This is a genomic window from Sphingomonas sp. NPDC079357 (assembly GCF_044901155.1).
Taxonomy (GTDB): Bacteria; Pseudomonadota; Alphaproteobacteria; order Sphingomonadales; family Sphingomonadaceae; genus Sphingomonas.
This window is the reverse complement of sequence record NZ_JBJDOM010000003.1, coordinates 262,026-279,489: the sequence shown is the minus strand read 5'-3', so window position 1 is coordinate 279,489 and position 17,464 is coordinate 262,026. Positions and strand designations below refer to the sequence as shown.

General features: G+C 67.2%; 11 protein-coding genes. 3 read left to right on the top strand and 8 right to left on the bottom strand.

Going from position 1 to position 17,464, the window contains the following annotated elements:
- Positions 1-38: 38 nt before the first annotated feature.
- Both ACI2JO_RS12985 and ACI2JO_RS12980 read right to left on the bottom strand, forming a co-directional pair.
- Positions 39-2,855, bottom strand: coding sequence for a TonB-dependent receptor (locus tag ACI2JO_RS12985; protein WP_404721110.1), 2,817 nt, complete (start codon positions 2,853-2,855; stop codon positions 39-41).
- Positions 2,856-3,320: 465 nt separating this feature from the next.
- On the bottom strand, positions 3,321-5,417 hold the full coding sequence (locus ACI2JO_RS12980) for a malate synthase G (RefSeq protein ID WP_404721109.1): 2,097 nt from the start codon (positions 5,415-5,417) through the stop codon (positions 3,321-3,323).
- 92 nt (positions 5,418-5,509) lie between these two features.
- Here ACI2JO_RS12980 and ACI2JO_RS12975 point away from each other — a divergent pair, with 92 nt between their 5' ends.
- Positions 5,510-6,454 (top strand): LysR family transcriptional regulator, encoded by a 945-nt coding sequence (locus tag ACI2JO_RS12975; RefSeq protein ID WP_404721108.1) that lies wholly within the window; start codon positions 5,510-5,512, stop codon positions 6,452-6,454.
- On the opposite strand, the gene ACI2JO_RS12970 is transcribed toward ACI2JO_RS12975, so the two are convergent.
- Positions 6,392-9,007, bottom strand: a complete 2,616-nt coding sequence (locus tag ACI2JO_RS12970; RefSeq protein WP_404721107.1) for a PAS domain-containing protein — start codon at positions 9,005-9,007, stop codon at positions 6,392-6,394. The genes ACI2JO_RS12975 and ACI2JO_RS12970 overlap by 63 nt on opposite strands.
- Before the next feature lie 137 nt (positions 9,008-9,144).
- Here ACI2JO_RS12970 and ACI2JO_RS12965 point away from each other — a divergent pair, with 137 nt between their 5' ends.
- Together ACI2JO_RS12965 and ACI2JO_RS12960 are read left to right on the top strand one after the other, a co-directional pair.
- Positions 9,145-9,822: a response regulator transcription factor gene (locus tag ACI2JO_RS12965; protein WP_404721106.1), complete on the top strand. Its 678-nt coding sequence runs from the start codon at positions 9,145-9,147 to the stop codon at positions 9,820-9,822.
- A gap of 1 nt (position 9,823) precedes the next feature.
- A complete protein-coding gene (locus ACI2JO_RS12960; protein ID WP_404721105.1) occupies positions 9,824-11,143 on the top strand; it encodes a sensor histidine kinase in 1,320 nt (439 codons plus the stop codon).
- Positions 11,144-11,257: 114 nt separating this feature from the next.
- Here the strand turns inward: ACI2JO_RS12960 and ACI2JO_RS12955 are convergent, their stop codons facing one another.
- The 5 genes from ACI2JO_RS12955 to hflK all read right to left on the bottom strand — a co-directional run bounded on the left by ACI2JO_RS12955 (position 11,258) and on the right by hflK (position 17,397).
- Positions 11,258-11,923: an epoxyqueuosine reductase QueH gene (locus tag ACI2JO_RS12955; protein WP_404721104.1), complete on the bottom strand. Its 666-nt coding sequence runs from the start codon at positions 11,921-11,923 to the stop codon at positions 11,258-11,260.
- A 139-nt stretch (positions 11,924-12,062) separates the two neighbouring features.
- Entirely contained in the window at positions 12,063-13,694 is a 1,632-nt protein-coding gene (locus ACI2JO_RS12950; protein WP_404721103.1) for a helicase HerA-like domain-containing protein, read from the bottom strand.
- 85 nt (positions 13,695-13,779) lie between these two features.
- Positions 13,780-15,312: a Do family serine endopeptidase gene (locus ACI2JO_RS12945; RefSeq protein ID WP_404721155.1), complete on the bottom strand. Its 1,533-nt coding sequence runs from the start codon at positions 15,310-15,312 to the stop codon at positions 13,780-13,782.
- Between the two features lie 109 nt (positions 15,313-15,421).
- A complete protein-coding gene (gene hflC / locus ACI2JO_RS12940; protein ID WP_404721102.1) occupies positions 15,422-16,297 on the bottom strand; it encodes a protease modulator HflC in 876 nt (291 codons plus the stop codon).
- The gene (hflK, locus tag ACI2JO_RS12935) at positions 16,297-17,397 is read right to left on the bottom strand and encodes a protease modulator HflK (RefSeq protein ID WP_404721101.1); all 1,101 of its coding nucleotides are present in this window, start codon (positions 17,395-17,397) and stop codon (positions 16,297-16,299) included. The genes hflC and hflK overlap by 1 nt, the downstream gene beginning before the upstream one ends.
- Positions 17,398-17,464: the final 67 nt, after the last annotated feature.

The following is a 17,464-nucleotide window of genomic DNA, read 5'->3' as shown; positions in this document are numbered from 1 at the left end:
ATCCCGTCGCCCCTGCGCAGGCAGGGGCGACGTGGTCGTCAGAGACGGAAGCGGACGCCGAGCGAATAGTACCGGCCTTCCTCGCGCACGTCGACGGGATAGCCGGCGTCGGCGGCGAAGTTGCGGTAGTTCTGCCAAGGTTGCGCGAGGATATTGCTGACGTCGGCGGTCAGCGTGATGTTCTCGATCGGCGTATAGGATGCCGAGAAATCGAGCCGCGAGATCGGCCGCACCGTCACGCCCGCGAACTGCGCCTCACCGGGATTGCGCGTGAAGCTGTCGACGAACTCCGAGCGGCGGTTGTACGACAGCCGCGCCGAGATCGGGCCCTTCTCGTAGAAGCCCGTGGCATTGTACGTCCACTTCGACACGCCGGTGATCGGCACGACCGGCGCCGCCTCACCCAGCGTCGACGGCAACTGGTTGGTGCCGTCGAGATAGGTGACGTTGAGCTGCGTCCCGAAGCCGCTGAGCAGGCCGGGGAGGAAGTCGAAGAACGTCTGGAAGTTCGCCTCCGCGCCCTTGATCCTGCCCGACCCGGCATTCTCCGGACGCGACACTTGCAGGCGACCATAGGTCGGGTCCTGCACAATCGACGTATAGTTGCTGATGAAGCCGAACAGGTCGCGGTAGAAGACCGAGGCGGTCAACGAGCCGGTTGGCGCGAAATACCACTCCAGCGTCGCGTCCCAGTTGTTCGAGGTCAGCGGCACCAGATCGGGGTTGCCGCCGCTGCCGCTCGCATCGAATGCGCCGCCGGTGACGGTGCTGCGGGTGATGTTGAACGCCGGGTTGAGCTGACCGAAGTTCGGACGCGTGCGCGTTTCGGTATAGGCAAGGCGCGCCTGCAACTTCGGGGTGAACTTCAGCCGCGCGCCGAACGACGGCAGCACGTCGACGTAATTCTGGCGGTTCACCTGCGGCACGAACGAGATGACATTGTTCGTGCTGAGCCGCGTCACCCCGCGATAGGTGCCGTCGTTGTTGACGACGCGGACACCGGCGGTGCCGTCGACCTCGATACCGGCGATCGTGAAGTCGTAGCGCGCCATCGCATAGGCGGCATAGGTGCTTTCCTGCGCGCTGAACCCGCCGTCCTCGCGTAGCGCGATCTCTTCCTGCCCGAAGCGTTCGACGTTGTTGCGCAAGTCGACGTTGTTGGGATCGCGCGCGATCAGTCGGGGGCCGACCGAATAGGTCAGCGCACGCAGCGCGTCGAAGTTCGAGCGGATCGCGGCGCGCGACGGCATCAGCCAGTTGCGGAACTGCGCAGCGGGCTGGCGGAAGCCGTCCTCGACCTTCTCCAGCGCGCCGGTCGGCAGGCTGGCGAGCGGGATGCCGAGCGCGTCGGTGGCCAGATAGCGATCGCCCTGCTCCAGCTTCGCATTGCGCGACACCCAGCGGACGCCGAAGTCGAGCCGCTGGATCAGCGGCAGTTCGGTATCGAGTTGCAGGTCGGCGCGCCACTGGTGCCCGCCACCGGTGGCGTGATAACGCTTCTGATAGAAGCCGCGCCAGATGTAATTGTCGGGATTCAGCGCGTCGAAGCCGGGGAAGTTGAACGACGCACCGCCGTCGCGGTTGAATTCGACATCGACCTGCGGGGACGAAGCGAAGCGCGCGTCAAGGCTGTATTCGAGCTGCGAATAGGTGCTGTAGGTATAGGCGTAATCGCTGCTGATCTTCGCGCGATCACCCTTCCACACAAAGCCGATCGCGCCCTGATAGGTATCGGTGCGGTCGTTGAAGGTCGAACGGAACTGCTGCGGCGCGAGACCACCGGTCTTGGTGAGGCTGAGCACCTTGCGCGGGTCGCTGGGATCGAGGACGACGTTGCTGAGCGTCGGGCGCGTGCCGTTCTGCCCGGGCAGCGCGAGCGTCTCCGCCTCCAGCAAGGCGGTGAAATTCTCGTTCGACTGTTCGCCGCGATACGCCTGCCACAACCCGTCGGCATAGACTTCCAGCCGGTCGCTGGGGCGCCACTGCAGGCTGCCGTTGACCGACGGGCGCGTCCGCGTGCCGGTCGCGAAATAGTTGCCGACCGAATTCGGGATGCGGAAATCGGTGCCCACGCCCGGCGTCGCGACCGTCAGGTCGTCGGTGGCATTGTTGACGTCGCCGATCGGGGTGCGGGTCGTCTGATCGTTGAAGCGCACCGCGTTGCGGTACCGCGTGCGCGTGACCGCAACGTTGACCAATGCCCCGATCTCACCGATCCCGGTGTCCCAGCGATCGGTGATCAGGATGTTGCCGACCGGGTCGAGCTTGCCCGATTGGTCATTATAGGCCCCGCGGATACCGCCCGCGATCTCGAAGCCATTGAAGTCGAAGGGACGACGCGAGCGAACGTTGACCAGACCCGCCAGCCCCGGCTCGATCAGGTCGGCGGTGCCGGACTTATAGACCTCCAGCGCGGCGAGCGCACCTGCGGGGAAGTCCTGAAGCGCGACGCCGCGATTCTCGGCCGTAAAAATTTCGCGGTTGTTGAAGGTGGTGCTGATGTCGCCCAGCCCGCGAATCAGCACGCCGTTCGCTTCGTCGTTCGAGCGGTTGACCTGCACGCCGGTGACGCGCGCCAGCGCTTCGGACGCGTTGTTATCGGGCAGTTTGCCGATGTCCTCGGCAACGACCGCATCAAGAATCGACGCCGAATCGCGCTTGAGCGCCTGCGCCGAGCGAAGGCTGGCGCGCACGCCGGTGACGACGATGTCGTCAGCGGCCGGCCCGGTTGTAGCGACTGGCGAAGTCGGCGCGACCGCACTCGCTTCTTGCGGCAGCGGTGCATCCTGTGCGGCAGCGAGGCCCGGCGTCAGCGCGGTCCCGGCCAGCAAAGCCGTCCGGAACAGGGTTTTCATCGTCGCCTTCACTGCATCTCTCCCACGCTCCGCGATCCTTTCCGCGGCGTTTATTAATCAGACATAATCCGGGGAGGATTGAAGCGTCAATATCATCGCACCTTCATACGGGAGGATGTTGCAAGATTTTTCCTCATGTTTGTTGCATCCTAGCAACATGCAGCAAGTCGATATGCGAGGCGAATTGGCGGCAGCTTGTCTGACATTCGGCGCGCTTTGCCTTACGAAATCGATCAGCGTCCGGCAGGGCGAGCGTTAGCGGTAAGTGCCGCTCGGGATGCCGGTCGCACGATCGGCCTGCTCAAGATACCCCGCCGCCATCGCGCAAAGGAAAGCACCCTGGCCACTTCCATCGAGGTCGCGCGCCAAACGCCCGTAGCGCTCAGCCTGGGCGCGCAGATGTCTCACATCGTTTCCACCTAATCGTTGGTACCGCAAGCCATTCCCGCCGACTGCCTTTTCGGGTCACTCTGCGGCCTTGGCCCGGCGACGGTAGCGATGCAGCACCGGCTCGGTATAGCCGTTCGGTTGCGCCAACCCCTCGAAGACCAGCGCGCGCGCCGCCTGCACGGCGATACTGTCGGTCGTGAGCGGACGATAGGCCGGATCGGCGGCGTTCTGCGCGTCGACCCGTCTGGCCATGCGCGCGAAGGCCGCCTCGACCTCGTCGGGGGTGGTGACGCCGTGGTGCAGCCAGTTGGCGATATGCTGCGACGAGATACGGAGCGTCGCGCGGTCTTCCATCAGCCCGACGTCATGGATGTCGGGAACCTTCGAGCAACCGACCCCCTGATCGATCCAGCGCACGACATAGCCAAGGATACCCTGTACATTATTGTCCAGCTCATCGGCGATTTCGCGCGCGGACCAGTTGCGTCCGGCGGCGAGCGGGATCGTCAGCAGCGCATCGAGCGGCGCAATCGGCTCGGCGGCCCGCGCCGTCTGCCGCGCCTTCACCGGAACGCGATGGTAATGGGTAGCGTGGAGCGTCGCAGCGGTCGGTGACGGCACCCAGGCGGTGGTCGCGCCGGCCAGCGGATGCGCGATCTTCTGCGCCAGCATGTCGTGCATCCGGTCCGGCGCGGCCCACATGCCCTTGCCGATCTGTGCGCGCCCCGCAAAACCGCACGCCAGCCCGATCTGGACGTTGCGATCCTCGTAGGCGGCGATCCACGCGGCGTCCTTCATCTGTGCCTTGCGGACCATCGCGCCGGCCTGCATCGACGTGTGGATTTCGTCGCCGGTGCGATCGAGGAAGCCGGTGTTGATGAAGACGATGCGGTTGCGGACCGCGTGGATGCACGCGGCGAGATTGGCGCTGGTGCGGCGTTCCTCGTCCATGACACCGACCTTGATCGTGTGCCGCGCCACGCCAAGCAGATCCTCGACCGCGTCGAACAGCCGGTCGGTGAACGCCGCCTCGTCGGGGCCGTGCATCTTCGGCTTGACGATATAGATCGCGCCGGCGCGGCTGTTGTAGCGGCTGCCCAGATCGTGGAGGTCGTGCAGCGCGATCAGGCTGGTGATCGCCGCATCAAGGATGCCTTCGGGTGCCTCGCTTCCGTCCGGCAGCAGCAGCGCGGGCGTGGTCATCAGATGCCCGACGGTACGGACGAACAACAGGCTGCGTCCGGGCAGCCAAAAGGCTTCACCCTCGGGCGTGACATAGCGGCGATCGTCGTTCAGGCGGCGGGTGACCGCCCGTCCGCCCTTCTCGAACGTTTCTTCAAGGTCGCCGCGCATCAGTCCCAGCCAATTGGCATAGGCCGCCACCTTGTCGGCGGCGTCGACCGCAGCGACCGAATCCTCGAGATCGCAGATCGTGGTGAGTGCGGACTCGAGAAGCACGTCCGCCAGCCCGGCGCGATCGTCGCGACCGATCGGATGGGTGCGGTCGATAACCAGCTCGATGTGCAGCCCGTGATGGCGCAACAGCCAATTATCGCCGGCCCGTCCGGCGATCTGCGTCGGATCGGCGAGCGCGAGCGACTCCCCTGCCCACTCGCGCCAGCTTCCCGACGCCAGCGGCACCGCATCATCAAGGAAGCCGCGCACCCAGTCGATCACCTGCGCGCCGCGCGCGGGGTCGTACCCAGAGCCGACGGGCGTTCCGGGCAGCGCGTCGGTGCCGTACAGCGCGTCGTAGAGGCTGCCCCAGCGCGCATTGGCGGCGTTGAGCAGGAAGCGCGCATTGAGGATCGGGACAACCAGCTGCGGCCCGGCGACGCGCGCCACTTCATCGTCGATGACGCCTGGTTCGATCGCGAACGGGACAGGCCCGGCGACGAGATAGCCGATCTCACGAAGAAACGCCTGATAGGCGATGGCATCATGCGGCTGCCCGACGCGGGCCCGATGCCATGCATCAATCTGCGCCTGCAATGCATCGCGATGGCGCAACAGTGCGGCATTTTCAGGAGCGAAGCGCGCATAAAGGCCCGCCAGCCCTTGCCAGAAGGTGTCGGCGGCGATGCCGGTGCCGGGCAGCGCGCGCTCTTCGATGAAGGTCGCCAGCTCGCCGGCAACCTGCAATCCGGCGCGATCCTCATAACCATCCGTCATTGTTCACACCCTCCTGACCGGCAGGCATAAAGCGCTTGCGATCCTGTCGGTAGCGGGCAGAAATGCTAAACACCTGTTCCGTGGGAGAATGAATGCTCGACCCCGATTATGTGCTGTTCGCGCAGGTGATCGAGGCCGGCAGCCTTTCGGCGGCGGCGCGGGCGCTCGGCATCTCGCCCGCGATGGCGTCGAAGCGACTGGCGCGGCTGGAGGCACGGCTCGGCGTGCGACTGATCCAGCGCACGACCCGGCGGCTGGCAGCGACCGACGCCGGCGAGCGCTTTCATGCCGATGTCGTCACGATCCTGCGCGACATCGCGGCGGCAGAGGCGCGCGTCACCGGAGCACGGGACGATCCGGCGGGCATCCTGCGCGTCTCCGCACCGACCTCGTTCGGACGGCTGCATATCGCGCCGCGACTGCATGACTTTCTCCGCGAGGCGCCGGGCGTGTCGCTGGAGTTGATGCTCGATGACGCCAACGTCGATCTGGTCGCCGCCCGCATCGACGTTGCGGTCCGGATCGCGAGCGTCATTCCGCCCAGCCTTGTCGCGCACCGGCTGGCGGACAGCCCACGCCTGTTATGCGCCGCGCCGGCCTATCTTGCCGAACGCGGGTCGCCGCGCACGCCCGGCGAGCTGTCGCGGCACCGTCTGCTCGCGGCGGAGGGGCAATCACCGTGGCGGCTGGTCAACGGCCGCCGGCACCTGTCGATCGACGTGCAGAGCCATGTACGGACCAACTCCAGCGAGATCGTTCGCGAACTGGCATTGTCCGGGGTCGGAATCGCGCTGCGCTCCTTATGGGACGTCGGCGACGCGCTGTCGGCGGGGCGGCTGGTTCCGGTGCTGCCGGGGTGGGAGGGACCGCGCGATCTGGCGATCCACGCCCTCCATCCACGTGCGCCGACGGTACCGGCGGCCGTTACCGCGTTCATCGCCTTCCTGCGCCGGACGCTCGACCCGGCACCGTGGTCAATGGCTGCCGTGCCGCGAGATCGGGATCGCGATCCGGCAGCGGACGCCCTCCGCGCCTAGGACGAACGAGGTTTTCGCGCCAAGCTGATAGGGCAAGGCGCGCTCGATCAATTCGCGCCCTTCGCCCGAGCCGAGTGGCGTGCTGCCGGCCGGCGGCATGGCCACGCCGGTTTCGCGCCAGTCGATGTGCAGCCACGGTGTGCCGTCCCCCGCCACCGCGACCTCCCAGCTGATCGACAAGCACCCGCCCGCCGCACCCAGCGCGCCATATTTGACCGCGTTGGTGGCCAGTTCGTGAAGCGCCATCGCCAGTGTCTGCACGGTCGAGGAGCGCAGCCGCACACCTTTCGGCCCGGCCAGCGTCACCGCGTTTGCTTCCCCGTCCAGCGCAGCCAGTTCGGCATCGAGCAGGCTGTCGAACGTCACGCGGTCGCTGTCCGACAGCCGCGACAGCAATCCCTGTACGCGAACCAGCGCCTGCAGGCGGTCGCCAAACCGCTGGTGGAATTGGGCCAGGTCATGGCTGGACCGCGCGCATTTGTCGGCCAGTGCCTGTACCACGCCGATCAGGTTGCGGGTGCGATGCTGAAGCTCGGCGATCATCACCTGCTGCCGCTCGGCCCAGGCGCGGCGTTCGGTGACGTCGACGATCGCACCGACCATCCGCACCGGCTGCCCCGCCTCGTCGAAGAAGAAGCGTCCGCGCGCCGAATGCCAGTGGATCGAGGCGTCGGGATGCACGACGCGGAATTCCTGCACATAGGTGCCGCCCCCGCCGAACGCCTCCGCCATCAGCGTCTCCGCCTCGTCGCGATCGTCGGGATGAATGCGCGCGAGCCATGCCGAATAGCTGGGCTCGACCGAGCCGACCGGATAGCCTTGCAGCAGGAAATGCTCGGTCGACCAATGGACCTCATCGGTGGCGACATTCCAGTCCCAAAGCCCGATCCCGCCGACCTCGACCGCGTTGCGCAGCCGCTCCTCGCTGCGTGCCACCGCCTCGCGCGCGTGGTGCGACGCGGTCACGTCGGAGGTGATGCCGCCGATCAGCACCACCTGCCCGGCGGCGTCGCGGATCGGGAATTCGGTGGTGCGCAGCCAGTGGGTCGTGCCGTCGACCGCGCAGCTGATCCGGTAATCCACGGTGGCATGTTCCCCGCCGCGCACCCGCGCGACCGCCGTCTCCACCTGCGCGCGGTCTTCGGGCAGGATCAGCGCCAGCCAGTTGTCGTAGTGGTTGCCGGTCAGCACCTCCCGCCGCGACCGCCCGTAGATCGTGCGGAATGCCGGCGTGACATACCGCCAGTGCAGCGTCCGGGCATCACGGATCCACAGCGCATCGCGCGAGGCTTCGCCGAAGAGGCGCAGCATCTCCTCACGCTCGCGCAGCCGCTCGGTCGCCTGCCGCTGCTCGGTAACGTCGAAGACGACACCGTGGAGGATGCGCGTATCTGGTCCGTCGGCACGCCCGCGCCAGCGCAGCCAGCATCCGGCGGTAGGACCGGCGACGATCTCCAGCTCACCGTCAAATTCCTCGCCCGGCAGGATACGGCGGGTGACGAAACGGTTCACGATCTCGCGCCCCGCCGGAGAGAGGCGGTCGAGAAAATCGGTCGTCCGACGTGGTTCGTCGCTGGGCGGCATGCCGAGCAAGGCGGAGAAGCGCGCATCACCACGCACCTCGCCCCGGGCCATGTCGATCCGCCACGCACCCATCCCGCCGCCATCCAGCGCGATGCGGCGCATCTCCTCGCTGCGACGCACGACCTCCTCGGCGGTGCGGCGCGCGGTGATGTCGATCGCGGTGCCGAACCACTCGGTCAGGCGCCCCTCCGCATCCAAGACCGGCAGCGCGCGCGACGCGACCCAGCCGATCGAACCGTCCGGGCAGCGGACGCGATGCTCCAGTTCGAACATCGCGGGTCCGTCGAGCGCCGCCGCCATCGCGGCGAATACCGCGCCGCGATCCTCGGGTGGAATGAAGCGCTCGATCCAATCGGCGACGGGGGCCGCGACGTCGTTCAGCATGTCGCGCCCGTTGAGGTACAGCAACGCCTGCCAGTCAGCGCTCATCCGGAACAGCATGTGGCTGCCCGTCGTCACCATCATCCGCAATTGCGCCTCGCTGTCGCGCAGCTGCGCGGTTGCGCGGCGATGGTCGGTCACCTCGACCAGCTGTTGCAGCGCGCCCGCGACCGATCCCGCCGCATCGCGCACCGGGATCCAGGCAAGGTCGAAGGTGCGGGGCTGGAACGATCCATCCGCGTCGCGCAACGCCACCTCACGCCCTTCGACCTGCACCGCCTGACCTGACCACACGGTCGCCAGACGCTCCGCCACTTCCTCATTAAAGATTTCGCGCCATCCCTCCCGCACCGGACGGCCGAGTAACGCCGGATGCCGGTCACGCGCGATCTCGATATAGGCGTCGTTGTAGAGTTGGAGCAGCGCGTCGCCCCACAGCAACGTCGCGGGGCGCGGCATCGCAAGCATCATCTCGACCGCCGACATCAGCTCGGCGGACCAGTCAGCGGTCGCACCCAGCGCGGTGGCCGACCAGTCGAAGGCGCGGATCCGCTCCGCCATGTCTCCGGTACCATGCGGGCGCGTCATCACTGGCTTCATCCCGTCAGCAAAGCGCCAACATTAAACTTTGGCAAGATAAGCCGTTGGCTTCGCAAGCTTGATAGCCGCCCGCCCGTGGATCGGATAGTGTCAGCCCATTAGTCATCAACGTGGCGAAAACGACCATGAAGCTGCTGATCGTCGAGGACGATTTCGAATATGCCACCGCGCTCCAGGCCGAACTGGCGCAACGCGATCATCAGGTCACGATCGCGGAGACGGGGCCCAGCGCGCTGACCGCCGTGGAGCGTGACGCGTTCGACGCGATGATCCTCGATTCGATGCTGCCGCAGCTGAGCGGCGTGCGCGTGGTCGAGCGGCTGCGCGACGCCGGACACAATCTGCCGGTGCTGATGCTCTCGGCGCTGGGGCGTTCGGCGGAGAAGATCGGCGGCCTGACCGCGGGCGCCGACGATTATTGCGTCAAACCTACCCCCGCCGCGGAGATCGAGGCGCGGCTGAATGCCCTGCTCCGCGCGCGCGGCTGGACCGCTGTCGGCGAGGCCGACATGCTGCGCGCAGGCGATATCGTTATCAGCCCCGGCCAGCACCGCGCGTGGCGCGGCGACGAACCGCTCGACCTGACGCGGCTGGAGTTCGGGCTGCTGACCGAACTGGTCCGCCACGCCGGCAGCTATCTGACGCGAGCGATGCTGATCGAGCGTGTGTGGGGCTATGATTTCGAGCCGGGCACCAACATCGTCGATGCGCAGGTACGGCTGCTGCGGCGCAAGCTGACCGCGAGCGGCGGCGACGATCCGATCGCGACCAAGCGCGGCGTCGGTTACATGCTGCGCGCGTGAGATGGGGTCGCTCGGGCGACTGACCGCGCTGTTTCTGGGCGCGTTCGGCGCCGCGACCGCCCTGACCGGCTACGCCAGCTATTCGGCGTCGCGGCACACGATCGAGGCCCTCGTCGACCGGCGACTGGACGAAGTGAGCCGCGCGCTGCTCGATGAGTCGTTGCGCGGCAATCCGTCGGCAATCCTGTCGCGGATCGCCGCATTGTCCTCGCAACGTGAGACCGGCGACCTCGGCTTCGAGCTGGTCGACGCGAGGGGGCAGCGGCTGGGCGGCAACGTGACCGTGTCCGGGCCGGTCCCGGCGGGTTTCTCGACGCTGGGCGACAGCGTGCTGCCGGGCACGACGGCGTTTCGCATCCAGCGCCGCGACGCGGGCGGCGGCCTGCGACTGGTGACGCTGGTCGAAATCGAGCCGGTCGAAGGGTTCGCGGCGGTGTGGCTGCGCAGCTATGCGTTCGGTTTTGGACTGATCGTCATCATCGTCGTCGCCGGAGCGGTGTCGTTCAGCACGATCGTGCGCCGACGGATCGGGGAACTGCGCCGCACCGCCGAGGCGATCATCGACGGCGACCTGACGCAACGCGTCCCCGTCGAGCCGGGCGGCGGCGCCTTTGCCGGGCAGGCGGTGACCTTCAACCGGATGCTCGACCGCATCGCAGCCCTGGTCGAGAGCCTGCGCCACGTCGGCGGCGACGTCGCGCACGATCTGCGCACCCCGCTGGCGCGGCTGCGCAGCCGGCTGGCGCTGATCGTCGCCGAGACGCCGACCGCGGAGCTGGAGGCCGCGCTGGAGCAATGCGACGAGATGCTCGCGATGTTCTCCGCAATCCTGCGGATTTCGGAGGTCGAGGGCGGGGAGCGGCGGACCGCGTTCCGCGCGTTTGCGCTGGCCGAAGTGGCGAGCGAGGTGGCCGAGACGCTGTCGGCGAGCGCTGAGGACAGCGGACACATTCTGACGCTAGCGGCGGTCGAGGACGGCGAGATCGAGGGCGACCGGCAATTGCTGACGCAGGCGACACTCAATCTGGTCGGCAATGCGCTGACGCACAGCCCGCCGGGAACGCGGGTGACGGTGGCCGTGACCCGCGTGGCGGCACGGATGCTGCTGACGGTCATGGACGACGGGCCGGGCATCCCGGCTGCGGAACGCGCGACGGCGCTGCGACGCTTCGGCCGGCTGGATGCCAGCCGCCATTGTCCCGGACATGGGCTGGGGCTGCCGCTGGTCGAGGCGATCGCGCGGATGCACGGCGGCACGCTGGTGCTGGACGATGCCAAGCCCGGGCTGCGCGCGACGATCGCTGTGCCGGTGGCGGGATAATTGGCGAGTGCGTGTTGCGCGACACGCCCTTCGACAAGCTCAGGGCGAACGGGCATCCAACTCCACCGTTCGTGCTGAGCCTGTCGAAGCGAGTGCCCGACGCACCCCGCTCCGTTACTCCGTCTTCGATTCCTCGCCGTAGAACAGCTCGCCGATGCGAATTTCCTCGCGCCCCTGCGACACGCGATGCGCATTGGTGTCGCGCAGCGAATAGACGCAGCCGCAATATTCCTGCTGGTAGAAATGCTCGCGCTTGGAGATTTCGATCATCCGCGCCGCGCCGCCGCCCTTGCGCCAGTTGAACGTCCAGTAAGCGATATCGGGATAGTTTGCCGCCGCGCGTTCGCCGCAGTCGTTGATCTGCGCCATGTTCTTCCAGCGCGAGATGCCGAGCGACGAGGTGATGACCGGGAAGCCATGCTCATGCGCATAGAGTGCGGTCCGCTCAAAGCGCATGTCGAAGCACATCGTGCAGCGCAGCCCGCGCTCGGGCTCGAACTCCATCCCGCGCGCGCGCTTGAACCAGTTGACGGTGTCGTAATCGGCATCGACGAACGGAATGTCATGCTTCTCGGCGAAGCGGATATTCTCCTCCTTGCGGAGGATATATTCCTCCTTGGGGTGGATGTTCGGATTGTAGAAGAAGATCGTATAGTCGATCCCGCTAGCGGTCATCGCCTCCATCACCTCGCCCGAACAGGGCGCGCAGCAGGAATGGAGCAGCACCTTCTTCTGCCCGTCGGGCGGGGTGAGCAGCGGGCGGTCGTAGTCGGTCGTCATGCGCGCCGCCTTAGCCGAAAATGCGCGGGCGGTCAGCCGGCTTTGCGAGTTCGCTGCCCTCCCCCCGTTCGTGCTGAGCTTGTCGAAGCACGTGCCCGGAATACGTCCTTCGACAAGCTCAGGACGAACGGCAGGGGAGTCAGCGCCGCATCAACCCACCGAGCACGCCGCGCACCACCTGCCCCAGCAAGCCGCCGCCGCTCGACCCGCGCCGCGAGCCGCCGAACACCGCCTTGGTCACTTCGTTCGCCACCGCGCGCCCCACCGCCGAAGACGCCGACCGCGACGCCGAGGTCATCGCGCGATTCCATGGGTCATTCGCCGACTCGCGTTCGGCGGCGCGACGGGCGCGGTCTTCCTCGCGGGCGGCGCGATCCGCCTCGCGCGCCACGCGGGCATCCTCCTTCGCCTGCGCCGCCGCGGCCCTCTCCGCATCGGTCGAGGCGCGCGCGGCCGCCGCGGCCGCCGCCGCCTCTTGCGTCTTGGCGGCCAGCAATTCCTCGGCCGATTCGCGATCGACCAGCGTGTCGTACTTGGTGCCGATCGCGTCGGTCTGGATCAGCACGCGGCGTTCCTCGGGCGTGACCGGACCGACGCGGCTCGACGGCGGGCGGATCAGCGTGCGCTGCACCGGCGACGGCGCGCCGTCGCGCTGGAGCAGCGACACCAGTGCCTCGCCGGTGCGCAACTCGGTGATCGCGGTCGCAACATCGACACCAGGGTTGGCGCGGAACGTCTCGGCCGCGGCCTGCACCGCCTTGCGGTCGCGCGGGGTGAAGGCGTTGAGCTTATGCTGGACGCGATTGCCCAATTGCCCGGCGACGCTGTCGGGCACGTCGATCGGGTTCTGCGTGATGAAATAGACGCCGACGCCCTTCGAGCGGATCAGCCGCACGACCTGCTCGATCCGGTCCATCAGCGCGGGCGGCGCTTCGTCGAACAGCAGGTGCGCCTCATCGAAGAAGAAGCACAGCTTCGGCTTGTCGGCATCGCCGATCTCGGGGAGGAACTCGAACAGCTCGCCGAGCAGCCACAGCAGGAACGTCGAATAGAGCTGCGGCGAGGCCATCAGCTTGTCGGCGGCGAGGATGTTGACCAGACCGCGCCCGTTTTCGTCGGTGCCGAACAGATCGGCGAGCGCCAGCGCCGGCTCGCCGAAGAAATGCTCCGCCCCCTGCGCGCGCAACTGCAACAGCGCGCGCTGGATCGCGCCGACCGATTGCTTCGAGACATTCCCGTAGCGGGTGGTGAGTTCCTCGGCGCGCTCGGCGCAATGCGCGAGCATTGCCTGCAGATCGTCGAGGTCGAGCAGCAACAGCCCTTCCTCGTCCGCGACATGGAAGGCGATCGTCAGCACGCCTTCCTGCACCGCGTTCAGCCCCATCAGCCGCGCAAGCAGCAGCGGCCCCATCTCGCTGATCGTGGTGCGGACCGGATGGCCCTGCTCGCCGAACAGGTCCCAGAACTGCACCGGCGTGTCAGCATATTTCCAGTCGGTCGCGCCGATCTCGGCGACGCGCGCGGCAAACGCTTCGTGGGTCTTCGCGGTCGCCGAGCCCGGCATCGCGAGCCCCGAAAGGTCGCCCTTCACATCCGCGAGGAAACAGGCGACCCCGGCGTTCGAGAAGCCCTCGACAATCCCCTGCAAGGTCACGGTCTTGCCGGTGCCAGTCGCGCCCGCGATCAAGCCGTGACGATTGGCGCGCGCAAGATCGAGCTGCTGCGGATCGGCCCCGCCCTCGCCTGCGCCGATCAAGATGCCGTCCGCCACGCTACTCTCTCCCAAAGCAAAAGGGCCGCCGCATCATGCGATGCGACGGCCCGTTTGACTAGCGTCAGTACCGGCTTCGTGATCGTTACTTGATCTTCACCGCCATGAACACGCCGGTAGTCCGGCCCCGCGTCAGGTTGAGCAGCACCGACGGACGCCCGGCGGCCTTGGCCGCAGCGACGATCCGCGCGACATCCGCCCCGGTGCGCACCGGCTGCGAGTTGACGGAGGAGATCACATCGCCGCGCTTCAACTTCTGCCCGGCATCGCTCGACGGATCGACGCCCGCGACGACCACGCCCTGCACGGTCGAATCAACGCCGATCGACCGCGCGATCTGCGGGGTGAGCGGCTGGACCGAGATGCCGAGCGAGCTCGACCCCGGCGTCGCCTGCGCGCCGCTGTCGCCGTCGGGCAGCCCGTCGTCACCGTCCTCGCCGCCGGTCAGCGCCGCGAGTTGATCATCGGAGGGACGCGTCGCCACCACCGCGTTGAGCGACTGGCGCTTGCCGTCGCGGATCACGTCGAGCTTGATCGTCGAGCCCGGGGCCGCGTTGGCGACCAGCGACGACAGCGTACGGTCCGGCGTCACCGCCTCGCCATTGATCGCCACCACGACGTCGCCCGACCGCAACCCGGCCTTGGCACCCGGCCCGCCCGGCTCGACACGGCCAATGATCTCGCCCTGATCCTTCGGTAGCCCCAGCGCGCCCGCGATATCGTCGTTCACGCGCTGGATGCCGACACCCAGATAACCGCGCTTGATCGCTTCACCCTTCATCAGCGTGGCGATGATCGGCTTGGCCTCGGTCGTCGGGATCGCAAAGCCGATGCCGATGTTGCCACCCGACTGCGAGTAGATCTGGCTGTTGATGCCGATCACCTCGCCGTTCAGGTCGAACATCGGTCCGCCCGAATTGCCCTGGTTGATCGCGGCATCGGTCTGGATGAACGTGTCGAACGGCCCCGGCTGCCCGGTCGAACGATGCACCGCCGAGACGATGCCCGCGGTCACGGTGCCGCCGAGCCCGAACGGCTGGCCGATCGCCACCACCCAGTCACCGACGCGCGCGCGCGTCGAGTCGCCCAGCTTCACGTACGGCAACGGGGTCGGCGAGGTGATCTTGAGCACCGCGAGGTCCGAGGTCGGATCGCGGCCGACCAGCTTCGCCTTATATTCCTTGCGATCCTGCAGCGTGACGGTGATCGACTCGACTGTCGCGCCCTTGGCCGCCGGCGCAATGACGTGGTTGTTGGTGACCACATAGCCGTCTGCCGAGATCAGGAAGCCCGAGCCGAGCGACTGGCCCTCGCGCGTGACCGGCGCGCCACCGCCGCCGCCGAACTGACCGAACAGATCGCCGAAGGGCGTGCCGGCGAACGGGTTCGCCTGCTGCTGAACGGTCACCTTCTGCGTGGTGGAGATGTTGACCACCGCCGGCTGAAGCTTCGCGACCATGTCGGCGAAGCTCATCGGCGCGCCGGCGCGCGGCGCAGCGGCGCTGATCGCGCCCGGCTCGTTCTGCGCGATCTGCGCAGTCGCCGGGTTCTGGAGCGCGAGCGACGCGGCCGTGCCGCCAAGCAGGAGGGCGCCGGTCAGGGCGTAAGCATAACGCACGGTTTTCATGTCCTCTTGGTCACCCGATCCGAAAGTGATGAATACATTGCATGCTGTGCAGCAATCGCGATGAACGGCGTTTGAATATGAACGTCTCGCTCATCGCCGATTAACGACCGCCACCCTCGAACGCACGAAGATAGCCATTGTTCGGGCTCATGATGATATTGGTCGAACCTTCCGGCTGCGCCTGACCATCCGCCCCGAACGTGTGACGATAGCTCTGCATCGCGCGATAGAAGTCATAGAAATCAGCATCCTTGCTGAAGGCTTCGGCATAGATGCGCGCTGCCTGCGCGTCGGCTTCGGCGCGAACGATCTGCGCCTGCTTCTGCCCCTGTGCGCGGATCGTGTTCGCCTCCTGCTGGCGCGCGGTGCGCATCCGCTGGAGCGCGCTTTCGAGCGGGCTCCCTTCGGGCAGGTCGGCGTGCTTGATTCGCACGTCGACGATCTCCGCGCCGTACTGGCGGGCCGACCCCTGCAACGAATTCTGGATCGCATCCATCACCGCGCCGCGCTCCGGGCTGAGCAGCACCGCGAACGGCACCTTGCCGAGTTCGTTGCGCAGCGCGGTGCCGAGCAGCGGCCGCAACTGATCCGCGACGCGCTCCTCGGTGTTCGAGGTGCTGCCGGTCGAGGTCACCGCCTTGAGCGGATCGACGATACGAAAGCGCGCATAGGCGTCAACGTTGAGCCGCAGCTGATCGGTTGACAGCACCAACGTGTTGTCGAGATCGGCATCGAGCACGCGCTTGTCGACCCAGACGATCTTGTCGATGAAGGGTATCCGCGCGATCACGCCCGCGCCGGTGTTGCCGATCATCTGGCCCGGCTGCCACTGGTTGACCAGCCGCACCGGATTGTTGAGCCGCAGCACCACCGCCTGCTGCGTCTCCGGCACGATCGCGAAGGTCGCGGCGGCAATAATCGCCAGCACCAGTGCCAGCATTCCGATCGCGATCGGATTACGCGTCAGCTGACCCATCAGCGCTGCCCTCCCTGAGCCGGAGCGGCAGGCGCGGTCGAGGCTCCTTGCGTCGGCTCGACCAGCTTGCGCGCACGGTCGAGCGGCAGATACGGCGTCACACCCGGCGTCTCGACGATCGTCTTGTCGGTCTTGGCCAGCACGGCCTCCATCGTCTCGTAATACATGCGGCGGCGCGTCACCTCGGGAGCGAGGCGATATTGCGCATAGACCTGGTCGAAAGCCGACGCCTCGCCTTGCGCGCGCGCGATCACCTGCTGCGAATAGCTGCGCGCGTTGTTGAGGTTGCCGACCGCTTCCTGCTGCGCGGCGGTGACGGCGTTGAAGTCGTCGACCAGCGCCGCCGGCGGCGACGCCTGCTTGATCGACACACCCTGCACGCGCACCCCGGCCTGATAGCTGTCGAGGATCTGCTGCATCACCTGCGTCACGCGCGCCTCGATCAGCCCGCGGCCCGCGCCGATCGCGTCGTTCATCCGTGTGGTGGCCAGCACCGCACGCATCGCGCTTTCGGCGGTCGCGCGCACGGTTTCCTGCGGGTCCTTGATCTCGAACACGTAATTGCGCGGATCGGACACGCGCCAGCGCACCGTATAGGCGAGATCGATAATGTTCTGGTCACCGGTCAACACCGTCTCTCCGCCGTCCTGCGGGAATTCGTCGGTGCGCACCTGCTCGACGTCGACCTTGGTCACGTTGACGATCGGCGCGGGCAAGGTGACGCGGATGCCGGGCTCCAGCATCCCCGAATATTTGCCGAAGTAGGTGACGACCCCGCGCTGCTGCGGCCCGATCTGGTGAAAGGACGTCAGCAGCAGCCAGATCGCGACGAGCAGGCCGACGCCGATCAGCCACAGGCTGCGCGCCGACGCGCCCAGCGGCAATTGCGGACGGCCGCCGCCCCCCCCGCCACCACCGCCGCGAGTCTTCTTGAGAAATTCATCGAGCGCGGTCGGCTTTCCCGACGCACGCCGGCCACCCGGCGGCACCGACCACGGATTGCGCGGGCCGGCACTGTCATCGCCGCCGCCTCCCCACGGTCCATTATTGTCGGCAGCAAGGATGATCGGGCGCCGGAGCCAGCGTCGCAGGATGGTCATGTGGTCTTTATAGGTGCGCTGTTCACGAAAAACAGTGGCAAGCGGCCTGCACGCGCCTACGGATCGC

Bases quoted from the DNA above. Each gene is read 5' to 3' on its own strand.
- ACI2JO_RS12975 (WP_404721108.1), top strand. From the start codon at position 5,510: ATGCTCGACCCCGATTATGTGCTGTTCGCGCAGGTGATCGAGGCCGGC.
- hflC (WP_404721102.1), bottom strand. From the start codon at position 16,297: ATGGGTCAGCTGACGCGTAATCCGATCGCGATCGGAATGCTGGCACTG.
- ACI2JO_RS12955 (WP_404721104.1), bottom strand. From the start codon at position 11,923: ATGACGACCGACTACGACCGCCCGCTGCTCACCCCGCCCGACGGGCAG.
- hflK (WP_404721101.1), bottom strand. From the start codon at position 17,397: ATGACCATCCTGCGACGCTGGCTCCGGCGCCCGATCATCCTTGCTGCC.
- ACI2JO_RS12970 (WP_404721107.1), bottom strand. From the start codon at position 9,007: ATGACGCGCCCGCATGGTACCGGAGACATGGCGGAGCGGATCCGCGCC.
- ACI2JO_RS12985 (WP_404721110.1), bottom strand. From the start codon at position 2,855: ATGAAAACCCTGTTCCGGACGGCTTTGCTGGCCGGGACCGCGCTGACG.
- ACI2JO_RS12960 (WP_404721105.1), top strand. From the start codon at position 9,824: ATGGGGTCGCTCGGGCGACTGACCGCGCTGTTTCTGGGCGCGTTCGGC.
- ACI2JO_RS12980 (WP_404721109.1), bottom strand. From the start codon at position 5,417: ATGACGGATGGTTATGAGGATCGCGCCGGATTGCAGGTTGCCGGCGAG.
- ACI2JO_RS12965 (WP_404721106.1), top strand. From the start codon at position 9,145: ATGAAGCTGCTGATCGTCGAGGACGATTTCGAATATGCCACCGCGCTC.